General features: G+C 66.5%; 17 protein-coding genes. 8 read left to right on the forward strand and 9 right to left on the reverse strand.

Annotated features, from left to right (window positions below; all coding sequences use genetic code 11):
• Nucleotides 1-7 precede the first annotated feature (7 nt).
• Nucleotides 8-1,150 carry a molecular chaperone DnaJ gene (gene dnaJ, locus HZR14_RS00875; RefSeq protein ID WP_181690975.1) on the forward strand — a complete coding sequence of 381 codons (1,143 nt, stop codon included), beginning with the start codon at nucleotides 8-10 and terminating at the stop codon, nucleotides 1,148-1,150.
• 181 nt (nucleotides 1,151-1,331) lie between these two features.
• On the opposite strand, the gene HZR14_RS00880 is transcribed toward dnaJ, so the two are convergent.
• The 3 genes from HZR14_RS00880 to HZR14_RS00890 all read right to left on the reverse strand — a co-directional run bounded on the left by HZR14_RS00880 (nucleotide 1,332) and on the right by HZR14_RS00890 (nucleotide 3,218).
• Nucleotides 1,332-1,757 (reverse strand): truncated hemoglobin, encoded by a 426-nt coding sequence (locus HZR14_RS00880; protein WP_181690976.1) that lies wholly within the window; start codon nucleotides 1,755-1,757, stop codon nucleotides 1,332-1,334.
• A 134-nt stretch (nucleotides 1,758-1,891) separates the two neighbouring features.
• Nucleotides 1,892-2,884, reverse strand: a complete 993-nt coding sequence (sppA, locus tag HZR14_RS00885; protein ID WP_181690977.1) for a signal peptide peptidase SppA — start codon at nucleotides 2,882-2,884, stop codon at nucleotides 1,892-1,894.
• A 151-nt stretch (nucleotides 2,885-3,035) separates the two neighbouring features.
• On the reverse strand, nucleotides 3,036-3,218 hold the full coding sequence (locus tag HZR14_RS00890; protein ID WP_181690978.1) for a hypothetical protein: 183 nt from the start codon (nucleotides 3,216-3,218) through the stop codon (nucleotides 3,036-3,038).
• 232 nt (nucleotides 3,219-3,450) lie between these two features.
• On the opposite strand from HZR14_RS00890, the gene HZR14_RS00895 reads away from it, so the two are divergent.
• From HZR14_RS00895 to HZR14_RS00910, 4 genes are all read left to right on the forward strand, one after another.
• On the forward strand, nucleotides 3,451-3,909 hold the full coding sequence (locus HZR14_RS00895; protein ID WP_181690979.1) for a PUA domain-containing protein: 459 nt from the start codon (nucleotides 3,451-3,453) through the stop codon (nucleotides 3,907-3,909).
• Nucleotides 3,910-3,999: 90 nt separating this feature from the next.
• A complete protein-coding gene (locus HZR14_RS00900) occupies nucleotides 4,000-4,488 on the forward strand; it encodes a molybdopterin-dependent oxidoreductase (RefSeq protein WP_181690980.1) in 489 nt (162 codons plus the stop codon).
• A gap of 274 nt (nucleotides 4,489-4,762) precedes the next feature.
• A complete protein-coding gene (locus HZR14_RS00905) occupies nucleotides 4,763-5,155 on the forward strand; it encodes a nascent polypeptide-associated complex protein (RefSeq protein ID WP_181690981.1) in 393 nt (130 codons plus the stop codon).
• A 134-nt stretch (nucleotides 5,156-5,289) separates the two neighbouring features.
• On the forward strand, nucleotides 5,290-6,021 hold the full coding sequence (locus HZR14_RS00910; RefSeq protein WP_370464938.1) for a methyltransferase domain-containing protein: 732 nt from the start codon (nucleotides 5,290-5,292) through the stop codon (nucleotides 6,019-6,021).
• A 126-nt stretch (nucleotides 6,022-6,147) separates the two neighbouring features.
• Here the strand turns inward: HZR14_RS00910 and HZR14_RS00915 are convergent, their stop codons facing one another.
• The 3 genes from HZR14_RS00915 to HZR14_RS00925 all read right to left on the reverse strand — a co-directional run bounded on the left by HZR14_RS00915 (nucleotide 6,148) and on the right by HZR14_RS00925 (nucleotide 8,630).
• Complete coding sequence (locus tag HZR14_RS00915) at nucleotides 6,148-6,807, reverse strand: hypothetical protein (protein ID WP_255479129.1); 660 nt, start codon at nucleotides 6,805-6,807, stop codon at nucleotides 6,148-6,150.
• A complete protein-coding gene (locus tag HZR14_RS00920) occupies nucleotides 6,804-8,033 on the reverse strand; it encodes a DUF3179 domain-containing protein (RefSeq protein ID WP_181690983.1) in 1,230 nt (409 codons plus the stop codon). Before HZR14_RS00920 ends, HZR14_RS00915 begins: the two co-directional genes overlap by 4 nt.
• 270 nt (nucleotides 8,034-8,303) lie before the next feature.
• A complete protein-coding gene (locus tag HZR14_RS00925) occupies nucleotides 8,304-8,630 on the reverse strand; it encodes a transcription factor S (RefSeq protein WP_181690984.1) in 327 nt (108 codons plus the stop codon).
• 204 nt (nucleotides 8,631-8,834) lie between these two features.
• Here HZR14_RS00925 and HZR14_RS00930 point away from each other — a divergent pair, with 204 nt between their 5' ends.
• The gene (locus HZR14_RS00930) at nucleotides 8,835-10,124 is read left to right on the forward strand and encodes an MFS transporter (protein ID WP_181690985.1); all 1,290 of its coding nucleotides are present in this window, start codon (nucleotides 8,835-8,837) and stop codon (nucleotides 10,122-10,124) included.
• Between the two features lie 76 nt (nucleotides 10,125-10,200).
• On the opposite strand, the gene HZR14_RS00935 is transcribed toward HZR14_RS00930, so the two are convergent.
• Complete coding sequence (locus HZR14_RS00935) at nucleotides 10,201-11,214, reverse strand: arsenic resistance protein (RefSeq protein WP_181690986.1); 1,014 nt, start codon at nucleotides 11,212-11,214, stop codon at nucleotides 10,201-10,203.
• Between the two features lie 253 nt (nucleotides 11,215-11,467).
• Here HZR14_RS00935 and HZR14_RS00940 point away from each other — a divergent pair, with 253 nt between their 5' ends.
• Nucleotides 11,468-11,836 carry a DCC1-like thiol-disulfide oxidoreductase family protein gene (locus tag HZR14_RS00940; RefSeq protein ID WP_181690987.1) on the forward strand — a complete coding sequence of 123 codons (369 nt, stop codon included), beginning with the start codon at nucleotides 11,468-11,470 and terminating at the stop codon, nucleotides 11,834-11,836.
• 498 nt (nucleotides 11,837-12,334) lie between these two features.
• Here the strand turns inward: HZR14_RS00940 and engB are convergent, their stop codons facing one another.
• Both engB and HZR14_RS00950 read right to left on the reverse strand, forming a co-directional pair.
• Complete coding sequence (gene engB, locus HZR14_RS00945; protein WP_181690988.1) at nucleotides 12,335-12,952, reverse strand: GTP-binding protein EngB; 618 nt, start codon at nucleotides 12,950-12,952, stop codon at nucleotides 12,335-12,337.
• A 144-nt stretch (nucleotides 12,953-13,096) separates the two neighbouring features.
• On the reverse strand, nucleotides 13,097-14,152 hold the full coding sequence (locus HZR14_RS00950; RefSeq protein WP_181690989.1) for a hypothetical protein: 1,056 nt from the start codon (nucleotides 14,150-14,152) through the stop codon (nucleotides 13,097-13,099).
• Nucleotides 14,153-14,243: 91 nt separating this feature from the next.
• Between HZR14_RS00950 and HZR14_RS00955 the strand changes: the two genes are divergently transcribed.
• Nucleotides 14,244-15,557, forward strand: coding sequence for a TIGR00341 family protein (locus HZR14_RS00955; protein WP_181690990.1), 1,314 nt, complete (start codon nucleotides 14,244-14,246; stop codon nucleotides 15,555-15,557).
• Nucleotides 15,558-15,565: the final 8 nt, after the last annotated feature.

A 15,565-nucleotide genomic window follows, 5' to 3' on the forward strand; every position in this document is an offset into this window, starting at 1 on the left:
GTAACGAATGAGCGAGGACTTCTACTCGGCACTCGGCGTCTCCCGTGACGCGGGCGAAGACGAGATCAAACAGGCGTATCGAAAGAAGGCCGCCGAGTACCACCCGGACGTCTCCGACGATCCGAACGCTGACGAGAAGTTCAAGAAAGTAAAGAAAGCAAAGGAGGTGCTCTTGGACGACGAAAAGCGCCGGATGTACGACCAGATGGGCCACGAGCGCTTCGCGGAAGCCGAAAAGCGCGGCGCGACCGATGCCGACCGCGGTGCCGGCGGCATGGGCGGGATGGGTGGTGCCGGCGGTATGGGCGGAATGAACGACATCTTCGAGCAGTTCTTCGGCGGTGGCGGCTCCCGGTCGCGGTCCGGCCCCCGGCAGGGCTCGGATCTCAAAACCCGGCTCCGGATCGATCTGGGGGACGCCTACGAGGGCGTCACGAAACAGCTAACCGTTACCCGTCCCGAGCGCTGTCCGGACTGTGACGGTGCGGGCCACCCACCCGACGCCGACTCACGCACCTGCTCGGCGTGTAACGGTCAGGGACAGCGGACGACGGTGCGACAGACGCCGCTCGGACGCGTCCAACAGACCGAGACCTGCTCGCAGTGTGGCGGCGAGGGAACGATCCACTCGGAGACGTGTTCGACGTGCCGCGGTGACGGACAGGTCCGGAACGAGGCGACGCTGCAGGTCGAAGTGCCCGCGGGCATCCGGGAGGGCCAGACGCTCCGGATGGAACGTGAGGGGGCCCCCGGCGAGAACGGCGGCCCGAACGGCGATCTCCTGGTCGAGATACGGATCGACGACCACGAACTGTTCGAGCGCGACGGCGACGATCTCCGGCGGCGTCACCCGGTTTCGTTCCCACAGGCGGTCTTCGGCGACACCGTCGAAGTGCCGACCCTCGACGGTACCGTCGAGATGGACGTCCCGGCCGGGACCCAAAGTGGCGAGACGTTCCGCCTGCAGGGCAAGGGAATGCCCCGACTGCAGCGTCGTGGCTACGGCGACATGTACGTCCAGGTCCGGATCGTTACGCCGGAAGCCCTCAACGAGGAGCAACGCGAGGCCCTAGAAGCGTTCGCCGAGGCAGGCGGCGAGGACATCGACGTCGAGCAGGGCTTCTTCGAGAAACTAAAACAGAGCTTCTGATCGACGACACCGGCCCGATTACGGTGGGGGCCGCCACGATCGAGTGAGCTGTTCCGCGTCTGGCGTACGTGGGCGAGGTACACCGAGTCAGGGTGTTGAATATGCCGGACTCAGGGTGTCGAATATGCCGGACTCAGGGTGTCGAATCATGCGGACCGCTCCGTCGGGACACCGATCCCTATCAGCGCGCCCCGGTTCCGCCCTCACTGCGTGCTCCGTTCTCGTCGCCGCCACCGTCCCCATCGGGTCGCGCCAGCAGCTCCGCCTCGTATTTCGCCACCGCTTCGACGACAGTCCGTGCGTCCTCGTCCGGAACGTCGAACTCGTCGAGACTCTCCTCGAGGATGCCGACCGCCCGCTCGACGTGGGCGGGCGTAAGCGGGACGTGGAGGTGAGCCTCCCGGACGGGTGCGGCGTCGTACGTCTCCGGCCCGCCGGCCGCCTCACAGAGGAAATCCGTCTGCGTCCGCTGAAGTGACTCCAGATCGGCCGTCTCGAAGAACGGCCCCAGTTTCTCGTCGGCCACCAGTCGGTCGTAGAACTCGTCGACGACGGCGCGTATCCCCTCGCGCCCGCCGAGTCGGTCGTACAGAGTCGTCTCGGTCATATCGGAGCGTTCTGTACATCCGAATAAAACGGTTGTGTCCTCCCGGCCGCCGAGCGGGGCTGTCGGGGCTCCTCACGTGGGCGATACCGGCCCGGAGAGAGCCGACGGTACGTACCGAACGGTGACCGCCAGTATCAGAACCGAACGTCGAACTCGCCGCCCGGATCGCCGAATCGGGCGGCGATTCCGGCCCCGAAAGCGTAGGCGACGCCCTCGGCCCCGCCTCGAAGCCGCGCTGTGATCCCGATCGAAGGCTCGAGTTCTTTGATTTCGACGTCGCTACCGAGTCGCTCTTCCAGGCGCGTCTCGACGTCCTCTCGCGTCCCGAGGGCGTCGACGAGCCCCCGCTCCGTGGCCTCCTCGCCGAGAAAGACCTTCGCTTCGGTCTCCCTGAGGGCGTCGGCATCCGTCCCCCGTTCCTCGGCGACGGTCTCGACGAACTGGTCGTAGTAGTCGTCGACGATCCCCTGGAGGTACTCTCGCTCCTCGTCGGAGAGATCGTTGAACGGTGCGCCCGCCTCCTTGTACTCGCCCGCCGTCAACTGTTCGTACTTCAGGCCGACCTTCTCCAGCAACTCGGTGGCGGTCACCCGCGACCCCCGGACGCCGATGGAGCCGACGATACTCCCTTCTCGTGCCCACAGCTCGTCACAGCCGCTCGCGATCCAGTAACCGCCGCTGGCGCAGACGTCGGTCGCGTACGCCACCGTCGGACCGTCGAAGGCCTTCGCCGCGAGACGGATGTCGTCGCTCGGGACGACCGCTCCGCCCGGGGTGTTCAATTTGAGTACGAGCGCGTCGGCGTTGTCATCGTCGTCCGCCCGTTCGATCAGTTCGACGACGTCGTCGGCTCCGGCCGAGCCGGGCGAGGGGACCGCCCCCCCGCCGTCGCGGGTGATCGGCCCCTCGATCGCGACCTCCGCGGCGTTGTAACCGGGGAAGACGCTCCGTCCGAACGCGCCACCGATGCGGAGGCCCCCGATGGCCACGACGACGGCGAGTACGACGCCGAGCAGTTCGGCCGTCCCGTTCGGTATCTCAACGAACAAAACCCAGCCGATGGCGGCCGCGATCGCGACCGCTCCGAGTCCGATTCCGAGACGTCCAACGGTCTTGAATCCGTCCATCGAGTTCGACAACGGTCCGAGCCCTGTTAAGTGCTTGAGGCCCCGGCCGGTGGAGTGCTTGAGGCCCCGGCCGGTGGAGTGCTTGAGACCCCGATCGGCGACGTACCCGGGGCTGCGACCGCGCTGGGTGGCACGGACACGCCGGGGGCGATCAGACCCCGACGCCTTCCTCGGAAAGCCCGATCAGTAACGTCCCGGCGGTCATCGCGACGGCTGCTACGGCGGCGGCGATGCCGGGGACGGGCGAGCCGAGAAGCCCCGAAGCGAAGATGAGGACGCTGCCGACGCCGAGCGCGATCGCCCCGAGAACGAGCTTCTGCGTACCTGTTGGCATACCGCCGACTCGGTAGTTTGATACCATAAGTGCTGTGGAAACCATCCGGACGATGCGAACGCTTTGGAGGATGTGGGACGGCAATCCGGAGGATGTGGGACGGCGGTCCGGGGGATGTGGGACGGCGGTCCGGGGGATACGGGGCGATCGGAGGTGTTCGCGGCCTCGCCCGAGGAACCCGCTGTGGCGTCCGGGTCGAAAGGCGTATTCGCCCCCCGGCGTACGATCGGGTATGGCAAGCGACATCGACGCGCTCCGGACGGTCGCCGACTACCAGTTCGGGGCCGGGGCCGGGCGGGCGCTCTTCGACGGTGACGTCGTCATCCAGCGGACCGGATCCGGCCGCCCACAGCAGATCCTCGCCGACGGAGAGCGGGTCGTCTCCTACGGGACCGACGGCCGGTTCACGCTCGGCATCGCCGGCGGACGTCGGCTGCAATCGGCGCTTTCGTCCCCGGCGTACCGCGTCGTCGTCGGCGACGACAGCGAGCCGTTCGTCCGCGAGGAGCGAAACGTCTTCGCGAAGTTCGTCCGACACGTCGATCCGCAGGTCCGACCGGGCGACGAGGTCATCGTCGAACACGAGCGCGGCGAACTCATCGCCGTCGGGCGGGCGGAGCTCTCGGCGGACGCGATGGCCGATTTCGATACCGGCATGGCCGTCAAGGTTCGAAACGGCCGGCCGGCGTAGCGAACATCCGGCCTCGGGCTCCCGCCACACGATATCATCCGCGGATATCGAGGCCCGAGTATATTATCGTGGCCGGCGATGGTTCCTGACATGACCTCCCGACACCCCGCCGACGGACCCGCTGACGAACTCGTTTCCCGGCTCGATCGAACGGCCGTCGGTGGTGACGTCGATATCGATCTCGGCGCGGCGATCGAACGGTTCGGTCTCGTCGATCTCGCCTGTGAGACGCGCTGTGGCAGCGGCGAACCGATCGAGGGCCACTGGCGGGGTATCGAACTCGTCGAGGTCCTCGGGGATATCGATCCCGACGCGACACACCTCCTCGTCGAATCGGAGGACGGGTTCCGCGTCTGTGTCCCGGTCGCGGACGCGGTCGAGGGGATCCTCGCCGTCGACCGACTCGATACCGAGTTCTCCCCGGAGGGGCTCCCGCGGCTCGTCTCGCCGTCGCTTTCGGGGACACGGCTCGTCCGCCGCGTCGCCACCATCGAGGGCACACGGCTCTCGGGGTCCGCCGATCCCGCGGCCTACGAGGAGCTGTTGCCCGGAGAGACACCGCGAACGGAGCGTCCGTGACGTCCGCCCCGCGGTGAACGCCAGACCCGCACCGCGTGCGCCGGTCTGGGAACCTCGGGGTCGTCTCCCGTCGTGAGACGGGGAGTGTCACGCCCCGGTATCCCTATCGGCGCTGGGTTCGGAGTCCCTCGTTGTTTTCCGACGGTCTCCACGACGGCCGACTCGATGGGGATGCCACCGAAGGACCGAACGGAACGACCGAGACTGTCCCACGAGGCCCTACACCGCGGAAAGAACATCAGGCTTTTTGCGCCGTCGGCCCCTCGATGGGGATATGTTCGGAGGAGGCGGCGGGTTGAACCCGCGCAAAATGAAGCAGATGATGAATCAGATGGGAATCGACCTCGAGGATATCGACGCCGAGGAGGTCATAATCCGCACGCCGGAGGAGGAACTCGTCTTTCACGACGCCGACGTCCAGCGGATGGACGCCCAAGGCGAGCAGACCTACCAGATCGTCGGCGAGCCCGATACCCGCCCGCGCGGCGAGGGGAGCACGTCCCCGGACGCCGAGGCCGACACCGGTGGGGAGACCGCCGTCGAAAGCGGATTCGACGAGGACGACGTCGAGATCGTCGCGATGCGAACCGGGGCGTCCGAAGAACGGGCCCGCGAGGCCCTCGAGGAGACCGGCGACCTCGCCGCGGCCGTCCAGAAACTCGAGTGACGGGTGAGAGCTCCGACGGGACCACGGCGGACTCCGAATCGGCGGACTCCGAATCGGCGGACTCCGAATCGGCGGACTCCGAATCAGCGGATCCCGAATCGGCGGATCCCGAATCGGCGGATCCCGAGAGCCGCGTGCTTGCCGTCCGCGGGTCCCGCGCGTTCTTGCTCGCGCCGGGTGAGACCCAGGAGACGGATCTGGGCGTCCTCGAACTCCCCGAGGACGTGACGCCCGGGACGGTCGTCGAGACGCATCTGGACGAGGCCTTCGAGGTGCGGCGACTCCGCGGCCCGGACCTGTTCGACCACCTCGAACGCACCGGCGCGCCGATGATGCCCCGGGACATCGGACTCGTGATCGGGCATACGGGCGTCGCCTCGGGCGATCGAACCCTCGACGCCGGGACCGGAACCGGCGTTCTCGCGGCGTATCTCGGCCGTCTCGGCGTCGGCGTGACGACCTACGAGCGCGACCCCGAGTTCGCCGAGGTCGCCCGCGAGAACATGTCGACTGCGGGCGTCTCCGACCTCGTCGACGTCCGAACGGGCGATCTGACCGACGAACTCGACGAACTCGAAGGGGGGTACGACCTGCTCACACTGGACACCGGCGACGCGGCCGCCGTCGTCGGACGGGCCGATGATCTGTTGGCTTCCGGCGGCTTTATCGCCGTCTACTCGCCGTTCGTCGAGTCGGCCCGCGAGTGCGTCGAGGCCGCCAGGTCGGCCGGGCTCGCCGAAATCGAGACCCTAGAGACGATCCAGCGGCGGATGGACTTCGACGACCGCGGCTCGCGGCCCTCGACGGCCGGCGTCGGCCACACGGGGTATCTCGTCTTCGCCCGGTTTCTCCCCGACGTCGGGTGATCGCCCCCGGGCCAACCCGGATCTCTCACGCCACCACCGGCCGATCCGGATTCGTCCCCCCGCTATAGTAGAGATCGAAAGACAATACATACTCGACCGCACGGCGGCCGTGCGGTCGATGTGTAACTAGTTGCGATGTCTACTATAGTCGGGATCGAGCCGGACCCGACTGCCGACCCAGAGCAGCGTACCGAGAAGCGACGCGACCGCGAGCGGCACCATCCACTGCATCGCGGCTACGAGCCCCGCGGAGGCCTGCAGCCCGATGACGACGAGCAGTTGCGGGCCACAGCAGGCGAACCCGGAGAGGAGCCCCGGGACGCCGGCCGTAGCCCCCGCACCGGCCCCGATCCGGCAAGCGTCCGGTCCGCGCCAGGAGACGACCGAAACGGCGAGCGTCACGCCGACGAGAAGCCCCAGCCCGACGCCGAGCGCGACGTTGACCGGCCGGAACAGATAGACGATCGGTCCGGCCTCGATTCGAGCGACGGCCTCGAAGAGAAACGGCGAGAGAGGAGTTAACGCGGTCGTGATCGGCTCGGAGACGACGAAGACGTCGAGGCCGCCGGGGCCGGTCGCGGTCAGGTCCCGCAGCGCCCAGAGGTACGTGAGCGAATACAGCCCCGCCACGAGGAGCAGGGTCGCCCGGCCATCGCGTCGCCGCAACGCGCCGCGGACGGCCACGCCGGTTCGGGCGAACAGGCTTCGAATCCAGGTGATCGGCGCGGTCCGGGGGGTCGGCGCTTCCGGGCCGGTTTCCGTCCGTCCGTCGGTCGGCGTCGTCATATTTCGACCCGTCCGGTGTTTGGATAGAAGCCGTGCCACGCGAACCACATAGCATCGAACGCGGGGAGTCGATCGAGCGGAAGGCCATCTGGCGGTGCGGACGTCCCGTCGATCGCGTACGCATCGCCGTCGCGTTCGACGGGGAGACCCTCCGGGTTGGCGTAGACGTATCCTGTGGTTATCCCCTCGTCGGCGACCGCGACGACCGGCGCGTCGCCGAGGGTTCCCGTCAGCACTGACGACTCCATCAGCGTCCGCTTGTCGAAGGCGACCGCGCCCGCCCCCGTCCGCGCGCCGACGACGACCCGCTTGGATTCGGCGCTGTCGTAGGCCAAAAGCGGGAAGTTGGGCTGTCTTCCGGCCTCCGTCGAGTAGTGGCCGGAGACGGGCGGCTCGTAGGAGCCGTATGGGTCCCGATTGTAGTTCCGTGCCGCATCCGTCCCCTCCGTCAATACGAGCGTCTCCGGGTGTCGGTCGCTCCAGCGCCGCCAGGTCGTCCAGACGACCCGGAACTCGCGGAGCGACTGCCCGAGGTGCCGATCTGCGCCGTCGGTGTCGCGTTGTCCACCGACTTCGATCCCCGTGGCCGCGATCTGTGGCCAACGGACGTCCCTGGCTCGATCCCACATGATGAGATTCGAGTTGACGAGGCGGCCGGAGACGCCGAACTCGGTCCCACCGCGGTAGAACCCCTGGGCGGTCCCGGTCAGTGGGCAGTACGTCACCGCGACCGGCTCCCCGCCGACGACGTCGTTGACGATCTCGTGGTGGACGAGCACGCGTTGTGGATACGCCCGAACGTCGCCCCCCAACGCGACGCCGAAGACCCGCGCACAGCCGGGAAGTTCGACGTCACCGGCCCGGGCGAAGCGGGGGTCGTCGATCGACGGAATGCCGTCGTGGCCGACGCCACCGCTCATGTCGCCGTCGACGAGGGCACTCCGTTCGTGGCCCAGGTGAAGCGGCGTCCCCCGGAGCGGGAGGTCGCCGTCCGCGTACGTCGCCTCGGGCGTCGCCCGGGTGCCGTCGAACGCCGCTGCCGGACGCCCACCGGAGAGGTCGACGGAGCCGCCCGAGTCCGTACACGGGACGCCGAGGTCGACGACCGGTTCCCCGTCGGGGCCGTCGTCGGCCGACGGCCGATCCGGACGGCCGAGACACCCGGCGCTCGATCCCGCCGTCACGGCCGCAAGCGCAGTTATGAACCGACGGCGAGTGTGTGACATCTGTTCGCATAAAACACAGACGGGCAGTCGATATAAGGGCGGAGCGATCGTGTACGCGTGACACACGCTGGGGAAAAAAGGCGCTCAACACGATCACGCTGGGGAAACGAAAGCTCAACACGATCCAGGGCGGCATCAGGTACCCGGCTGCGCGGCCGCGTATACGAGAGCGGGGACGACTATTACGGGCTGTCTTCGCCGTGTCCCGGCAAGCACTGACCTCGGCGAGCACCGACCCCGGCCGCCGATCCGTCGGGACGCCGACCCGTCTCAGTGGTCGTCCTCTCGCCACTTTTGATCGCACTCGACGCAGGTGAAAAACCGCGTTTCGGACTCGTCGGCGGCCCGGATCTGTTTCATTTCGTAGCGTGCCCGGTCGTGGCCGCAGTTCGGGCACTTCACCGTCGTCGTCGGGCCGATCTCCGCGTCGTCGACGTCGGACATATCAACGGGACCGCTGTCGGTGTCTTGGCCCTCCGTCGTGACCATATCCGTCTCGCTGTCGGTGTCGCGGGCCTTCTCGAAGTCACAGGAGCCACACACCCACACCCCCTCTTGATTGTGCATCATCGATCCGCACTCGTCGCAGAATTCCATACCATGGATGTGGTCCGACCGCGTATTTAACTTTTGCAGGCTAAGTCCCCGTCCTCAAGGAGCGAACGGCGCTAACCGTGAGCGAGTAGGGTGGGGTAGTTCACCCGGCGGGGTTCGGTGCCGTCCGCAGACCCGCGCCGCTTCGGCGTGGGCTCCGTTCCGAAACTGTGATGCGTGGATCGTCCCTTCGTTCGACGGAGACGGATGTTCGGAACCGATCGAAGAGTCGTCGTACTGGCGTTGGCCAGGATGGCCGACGCGGTCGCGAACTCGTTTCTCATCATCGTGTTACCGCTGTACATCGCCAGCGGCGAGCTCGCGCTCCCCGGCTTCGAGGGAGCCTCGGTGCTCGGAATCCCGATAACGCTCGAACTGTTGATCGGCGTTGCGCTGTCGCTTTTTGGCTTTCTGAACAGTTTCGCCCAGCCGTTTACCGGGCGGCTCTCCGACCGGACCGGCCGACGCAAAGTATACATCCTCTTCGGGCTGGTCGTCCTCGCGGTCACGAGCGTCGCCTACGCCCTCGTCGAGAGCTACGAGGCGTTGCTCGTCGTGCGGGCGCTGCAGGGGCTCGGTGGCGCGTTCGTCATCCCGACGACGATCGCCCTGGTCAACGACCTGGCTCGAAGCGACGCCGAACGCGGCGGCAACTTCGGCGTGTTCAACACGTTTCGGCTCATCGGCTTCGGCTTCGGCCCGGTCGTTGCCGGCCTCGTGATTCAGGCCGGTCCCTACACGCTTCCGTTCGGCGGGGTCCTTTCGGGGTTCGACGCCGCCTTCGGCATCGCGGTCGCCGGGGCGCTCGTGAGCTTCGTGTTGGTGACGGTGCTCATAACGGAGCCGCCGATGTCGGCCGCCGAGGCGGGGGGGAACCTCTCGATCGCGGTCCTCGGCGACGACGGGCACCTCCTCGATCCCGTGTTCGTCCTCGGGGTGGGGACGTTTTTCATGGCGACGTCGATCGCGCTGTTCGCGACGCTTCAGGACCCGATCAACGCGAGACTCGACCAGGGGCCGACGTGGTTCGGCGTCCAGTTTTCCGCAGTCGTCATCGCGAACGTCGCGCTGCAGGTGCCGATCGGGCGGGCGGCCGATCGGATCGGCCGCAAGCCGTTTCTCGTCTGGGGGCTCGCCCTCCTCGTACCCGCGGTGTTGACGCAGGGACTCGTCACTTCCTCGTCGGCGATGCTCGTCGCCCGGCTCGTACACGGCGTGTCCGTCGCGATGGTGTTTGCCCCGTCGCTCGCGGTCGCGGGCGACCTCGCCCTGGAGGGCGAGTCCGGGACGACGCTGTCGGTGCTGACGATGGCGTTCGGGTTCGGGACGGCCATCGGACCACTGGCTTCGGGCGTTCTCTTCGGGTACGGCTTCGTTGTCCCCTTCGCCCTCGGAGCGGTGTTGGCTCTCGCCGCGCTCGCTCTCGTCGCCACGCAGGTCGAAGAGACGTTGGAGGGAGCCGTCTCGCCGATACCGTCCCTGCGCCGGAACGGGTGACGACGGTAGCGCCGACCTCCCGTCTTCGCTCCCGAGCCGACCTCCGGGTGTCGTCTCCGACCTCCGACCGTCGCCGTCAGGGGCCGCTGAGAACGCCCCGAACGACACCGGGAAGCGTCCGGCCTTCCCCGATAACGTCACGACGATACTGCATGTAGACCGCTCCGAGCGGTGGCTGGACGAGATAGGCGAGCGCGATGGGGAGTACGGATTCCGCGGGCGGGAAGCCGGGAGCGGCCGCGATCGCCAACGCGATCGAGAGATTTCGCATGCTCGTCGCATACACGAGTGCGACGGACTGCGATTCCGACAACAACAGCCGCCCGATGCCGGCACCGATCGCGAGGACGATCGCATAGAAGACGACGAGCGGGACGATCGTGACCACCGAGGCGATCGGGTCGGCCAGGATGTGCTCCGAGCGGATCGCCATCGCGATGAAGACGATGAGCATCACGCCGAAGGATGAGACGCCGCCGAACGTGGGTTTGAGCCGCTTGAATCCCGCCTCGCCGTAACGACGGAGGAGCAGCCGCCGGGTCAGATTTCCGGCCACCATCGGGATGGCGACGACGATCGCCAACTGACGATAGAGCGCGTTGGGATCGAAGCCGACATCGCCGCCGACGAGCGCGGACAGATACACGGGGAGGACGAACACGGCCGCGACGAGGTTGACCGCGATCGCGACGAGTGCCGCCTCCAGATCGCCGCCGGCGAGGCCGGTCCAGGCGGCCGTCATCCCCGACGTCGGGATGAGCGCGATCAGATACAGCCCGATCGCGTACGCGGGCGCGCCGGAGAAGAAGAGCCGGGCGAGTCCGACGGCGACGAGCGGCGCGATCCCGAAGTTCACGACCAGACTCGCGCCGACGGGGCCGACGTGTTCGCGGACGGAGAGTATCTCCCGCAGGTCGATGTTGATCATCATCGGGTAGATCATGACGAAAAGCACCGGGACGACCGCCATCCGGAGCCGACTCTGTGCCCCGGAACCCATGAACTGTCCGACGACGAGGCCGGCAGCGAGTGATCCGACGACGACGTATATGAGGTTCTGTTGTATGCTCTTGAGCGCTCGGGAGATCATTCGGTGTCACCCCGATCGGGGAGGAAGGTAGTCCGTACGCGGTAGTACATAATAGTATTGCGATCACTACACAATATAAAATGTTACGCTCATCGCGGGGACCCCTTCGGTTCCGTTTCGGCGAGTTTCTCCTGTTCCGTTCCAGCGAGTTTCTCCTGTTCCGTTTCGGCGTCCCCACCCCGCCGCGTTCGCCCACGAACCGGCCGACCTCGCACCCGAGATACATATCAATCCCCCGCCCGAACTGTCGGTCATGAGCGCCGACGTCCTCGTCTATGACGACGACTGTGGCTTCTGTACGTGGTGGGCCGACTACTTCGCCCAGCGGACGAACCTGGAGGCAACGGGCTTCGGTGATCTCACCGGCGAACAGCGCGAGCGGCTCCCCGATGGCTTCGAATCGTGTGTTCATCTGCTGACCGACGATGCGGTCTACTCCTGCGGTGCCGCCGCCGAGCGCGCGTTCGCCCGGGCCGACGTCCCGCCCGGATCGGACGAACTCGCGCGGTTCCTCCGCCAGTTCGAGGACTACAAACGGCTCCGAGAGCGACTCTACCGGGAGGTGGCGGACCGACGCGACCTCTGGGGGCTGTTCGTCTCGAAGGACCGACCCGAGAGCTGACCAGGACCTGGCCGAATATAATCGTGCGGCGTTGACGAGACGCAGAGCGTCTCGTTCGCGCGCGAGAGCAAAGCTCTCGTGAACGCTGTATCCCCTCCCTACTGCGTCCTCAGAAATCTCCGATTTCTGACGTGCGAACGAGAGCTTGCTCTCGTTAACGCTACTCGGTCGCTTTGCTCCCTGCGTTGTCGTCCGAGAGACGTAGTCTCTCGTGATCACGAAAATCTCCGATTTTCGAACGGCTCCTTGAGGAAGGGGACTTATACTGTCGGACGTAATTTCGTGAATACCTGATACTGACGGACAAAAGAATGTACACACGACGCACGAGGATCACGCCGTTCGACGGAGCGAACGGCGGATCACTCGTGAGTCGGTTTCATTTGATTTCGTCCACCAGTATGAATCGTTCAGATAGACGAAACCGTACTGTGACACGACGCTCAGAGATTTTCGATTCAAGTAGTTACGTCCGACAGTATTAGCGCCTAATTCCAGTTAAAAGAACTTGAACAGGTCGTCGCGGCCGGCCTCGTGGAGGTGGTGTCTGACGGCCTCGTTGAGCGGCCCGATCGACCCGCGTTTCGCCGAGATCGGGGCGAGGATATCGTCGAACTGCTGCCAGGGTGGATAGAGGCCGAGCCGTTCGGCGAGCGCGTCCAGTCGTTCGTCGCGGTCGTCGACTTTGTCCATCTTGTTGACCGCGACGACGACGGGGACGTCGAGTTCCTGGAAGAACCCGAACAGTTCGACGTCGTGGGGGATCTCGTCGGGGCCCGAGTGGCGGTCGATGATGTCGATGGCCGCCTTCCCGTCGACGACGAGGACACCGACGATGATCTTCTCGGCGTTGGCCTCGACGTAGCGGACCACGTCGGTTTTGATCCGTTCACGAACGTCCTCGGGGACGCCGGCCATGAACCCGAAGCCCGGGAGATCGGAGACCACGAAGTCCTCGGACGTCCAGTCGTAGTGGTTCGGTTTTTTCGTGACGCCGGGGCTGCCCCCGGTGTCGACGTTGTGTCCCGTGATCTCACGCATCAGGGTCGACTTGCCGACGTTCGACCGCCCGACGAGGACGACCTCGGCGTCGCGGTCGGGGCGCGTCTCGAACATACCCACCGTTTGCCGGTGGCGGGGATAAGCCGCCCGGTCGATGCGCCCCGGGAGACGTTCTGTGCAATACGTCCGAGAGACGTTCTGTGCAATACGTCCGAGAGACGTTCTGTGTGTGCGGACGCTGTGGGGAATCGGCCCACGCTATTCGACGTGTTCGGCGACCGCCGACGCGTACACCTCCGGGGCGACGTCGACGACGCCCTCGCGGTGGACCGTCTGCGCGTAGAAGGCGTCGTTCACGTAGTACGCTTCGAACGGCGCGCGGGCGACGATGTCCAGAACGGGCGTGGAGGCGGGGTCGTCGGGGGCGAACCGCAACCCGAAGTTAAACGCGTTGAGCCCGCGGTCGGCGTAGTATTCGAGGACGCCGTCGATCCCGACGGCGAGGTCGTCGAGGAGTTCGGCATCCGGAGAGAGAACACCGTCGTCGCCCCCGATTGCGTCCGGATCGAGGACACCGGCGACGTGGAACTGCCCGAGCGGCGCGAACGGCGCGACCCACTCGACGCCACCGGTCCGGCCGACGTATCGGTCCCCGGACCGTTCGTGTTCGAGCAGATCGGACCAGTAGCGGCTGTCGTGTTCGTCGTCGTATTCGCGCTCACGGCGGAGAATCCGGGCCTGCCGGTCGGTGCCGTGGTCGTCCGCGATCACCTGCATGTGGGGATGAAAGACGCTGCCGCCCGACGAACGCAGGAAGTTCATGTTGATCGACGCGAGCCGCGAGCCTTCGTGGTCGCGGACTGAACGGACGTACTCGAGCCCGCAGGCGAGGCCGTCGGCGAGTCGCTCCGGGCCGAGGTCGGTCATCGGCCGGAAGTGCTCTTCGGTCAGTACGACGACGTTGGCGTGTTTCGCGTACGGAAAGAGGTTCGGAAACGCGGTCGCCTCCCCCCGCATCGTCCGGCCGCCGCCGACAGTGTCGGGATACTCGGGCGTCGCCGTTTCAATGCTGTCCGGACAAAAAAAGCAGCCCTCGCTGTCGCCGACGAGGGCGTCGAGAGCCGCCCCCGTTTCGCCCTTGGAGTGCGTTTCCGCTCCGCCCTCGGGATCCGGAAACACGTCCGGGACGATACGGGCCTTCCGATCGGTCAGTGGATCCCACCGGTGTTCGACCGTCTCGGTCACCGTCTCGAACGCCTCGAGGGGGCTTTTGAGCCGCGCTTCGTCGACGGATCGCTCGAACTCGATCGGCATACCGAACGGCTGGGTCCCCTGGTACGTAGCCGTTGTGCCGGACGGTCCCGCGAACAGTTGGGTTTATTCATGCGCCCCGAGAGGTCCCGGCGTGCGACTCGTCCAGGTGACGATCCCGACCGGGAAGCGCGAAACCGTCCTCGAACTCCTCGACGACGAGGGGATCGACTACGTCGTCACCGACGAGTCCAGCGGCCGGGAGTACACTGCAGTCGCGTACTTTCCGCTGCCGACGAACGCCGTCGAGCCGGTCTTGGAGACGTTGCGGGAAGCCGGCCTCGAACGGGAGGCTTACACCGTCGTGTTGAAGGCTGAAACGGTCGAATCGGACCGGTTCGATGCGCTCACCGAAGCCTATGCCGAAAAAGAAGAGAGCGAGGAGCGGATCGCGAGGCAGGAACTCGAATCCAGAGCCGAGGAACTCGCCTCCGCACTGCCGACGTACGTGATCATGACGGTCGTCTCGGCGGTGATCGCGACCGCGGGACTCCTCCTCGATTCGCCCGCGACGGTCGTCGGTTCCATGGTTATCGCGCCGCTTATCGGCCCCGCGATGTCCGCCGCCGTGGGCAGCGTCATCGACAACGGGGAGCTGTTCCGGCGGGGGATCGGCCTCCAGGTGTTCGGAGTCGCCCTCGCTATCGCCTCGGCGACGCTGTTCGCGGCCTTCGTCCGGGTGACGAACCTCGTCCCGCCGGGGCTGGACCCGCTCTCGCTGTCGGAGGTCGCAGAGCGACTCTCGCCGAGCGTTCTCTCGCTCGCCGTCGCGTTGGGAGCCGGTATCGCCGGGGCGGTGAGCCTGATGACGGGCGTCTCGACCGCGCTCGTCGGCGTCATGATCGCCGTCGCGTTGATTCCGCCGGCCGCGACGGTCGGGATCGGGATCGCCTACGGCGAGCCGGCCCTCGCGGTCGGGTCGGCAGTCCTCGTGGCGGTTAACGTCCTCTCGATCAACCTCGCGGCCCTCGTCGTTCTTTGGTACGGCGGCTACCGCCCCGAACAGTTCTTCAGACACGATCGGGCGAAAACCGCGACGCTGAAACGGGTCGCCGTCCTCGTCGCCGCTATCGCGTTGTTATCGGTGTTTCTCGGCGGCGTCACCTACGACTCCTATCAGGCCGCGAACACCGAACAGGACATCCGGGAGGGCGTGGCGACGGAACTCGAAGAGCCGGAGTACTCGGGATACGAACTCGTCGAACTCGAGGTCCGAACGGAGACCGAGCACTTCCTCCTCCGGCGGCCGAGCGTGGTCGTCGGCACGGTCGGCGTCCCGCCCGACGCCCCCCGTGGGAGCCTCGCGGACGGGATCGAGACCCGGCTCTCCGAGGGATACGGGATCGAGACGGACGTTCGGATCCTCTACGTCGAGATCGAACGGAGCAGCGGCGGCGGAGACGGATGACTCAAACG

Origin of the sequence: Natronomonas salinimetallica (assembly GCF_013839515.1) — an archaeon.
Taxonomy (GTDB): domain Archaea; phylum Halobacteriota; class Halobacteria; order Halobacteriales; family Haloarculaceae; genus Natronomonas.

Coding starts and splice junctions, on each gene's coding strand:
- HZR14_RS00915 (WP_255479129.1), bottom strand. CDS start 6,807: ATGACGACGCCGACCGACGGACGGACGGAAACCGGCCCGGAAGCGCCG.
- HZR14_RS00930 (WP_181690985.1), top strand. CDS start 8,835: ATGTTCGGAACCGATCGAAGAGTCGTCGTACTGGCGTTGGCCAGGATG.
- HZR14_RS00935 (WP_181690986.1), bottom strand. CDS start 11,214: ATGATCTCCCGAGCGCTCAAGAGCATACAACAGAACCTCATATACGTC.
- sppA (WP_181690977.1), bottom strand. CDS start 2,884: ATGGACGGATTCAAGACCGTTGGACGTCTCGGAATCGGACTCGGAGCG.
- HZR14_RS00950 (WP_181690989.1), bottom strand. CDS start 14,152: ATGCCGATCGAGTTCGAGCGATCCGTCGACGAAGCGCGGCTCAAAAGC.
- HZR14_RS00940 (WP_181690987.1), top strand. CDS start 11,468: ATGAGCGCCGACGTCCTCGTCTATGACGACGACTGTGGCTTCTGTACG.
- HZR14_RS00920 (WP_181690983.1), bottom strand. CDS start 8,033: ATGTCACACACTCGCCGTCGGTTCATAACTGCGCTTGCGGCCGTGACG.
- HZR14_RS00890 (WP_181690978.1), bottom strand. CDS start 3,218: ATGCCAACAGGTACGCAGAAGCTCGTTCTCGGGGCGATCGCGCTCGGC.
- HZR14_RS00895 (WP_181690979.1), top strand. CDS start 3,451: ATGGCAAGCGACATCGACGCGCTCCGGACGGTCGCCGACTACCAGTTC.
- HZR14_RS00905 (WP_181690981.1), top strand. CDS start 4,763: ATGTTCGGAGGAGGCGGCGGGTTGAACCCGCGCAAAATGAAGCAGATG.
- engB (WP_181690988.1), bottom strand. CDS start 12,952: ATGTTCGAGACGCGCCCCGACCGCGACGCCGAGGTCGTCCTCGTCGGG.
- dnaJ (WP_181690975.1), top strand. CDS start 8: ATGAGCGAGGACTTCTACTCGGCACTCGGCGTCTCCCGTGACGCGGGC.
- HZR14_RS00900 (WP_181690980.1), top strand. CDS start 4,000: ATGACCTCCCGACACCCCGCCGACGGACCCGCTGACGAACTCGTTTCC.
- HZR14_RS00925 (WP_181690984.1), bottom strand. CDS start 8,630: ATGGAATTCTGCGACGAGTGCGGATCGATGATGCACAATCAAGAGGGG.
- HZR14_RS00880 (WP_181690976.1), bottom strand. CDS start 1,757: ATGACCGAGACGACTCTGTACGACCGACTCGGCGGGCGCGAGGGGATA.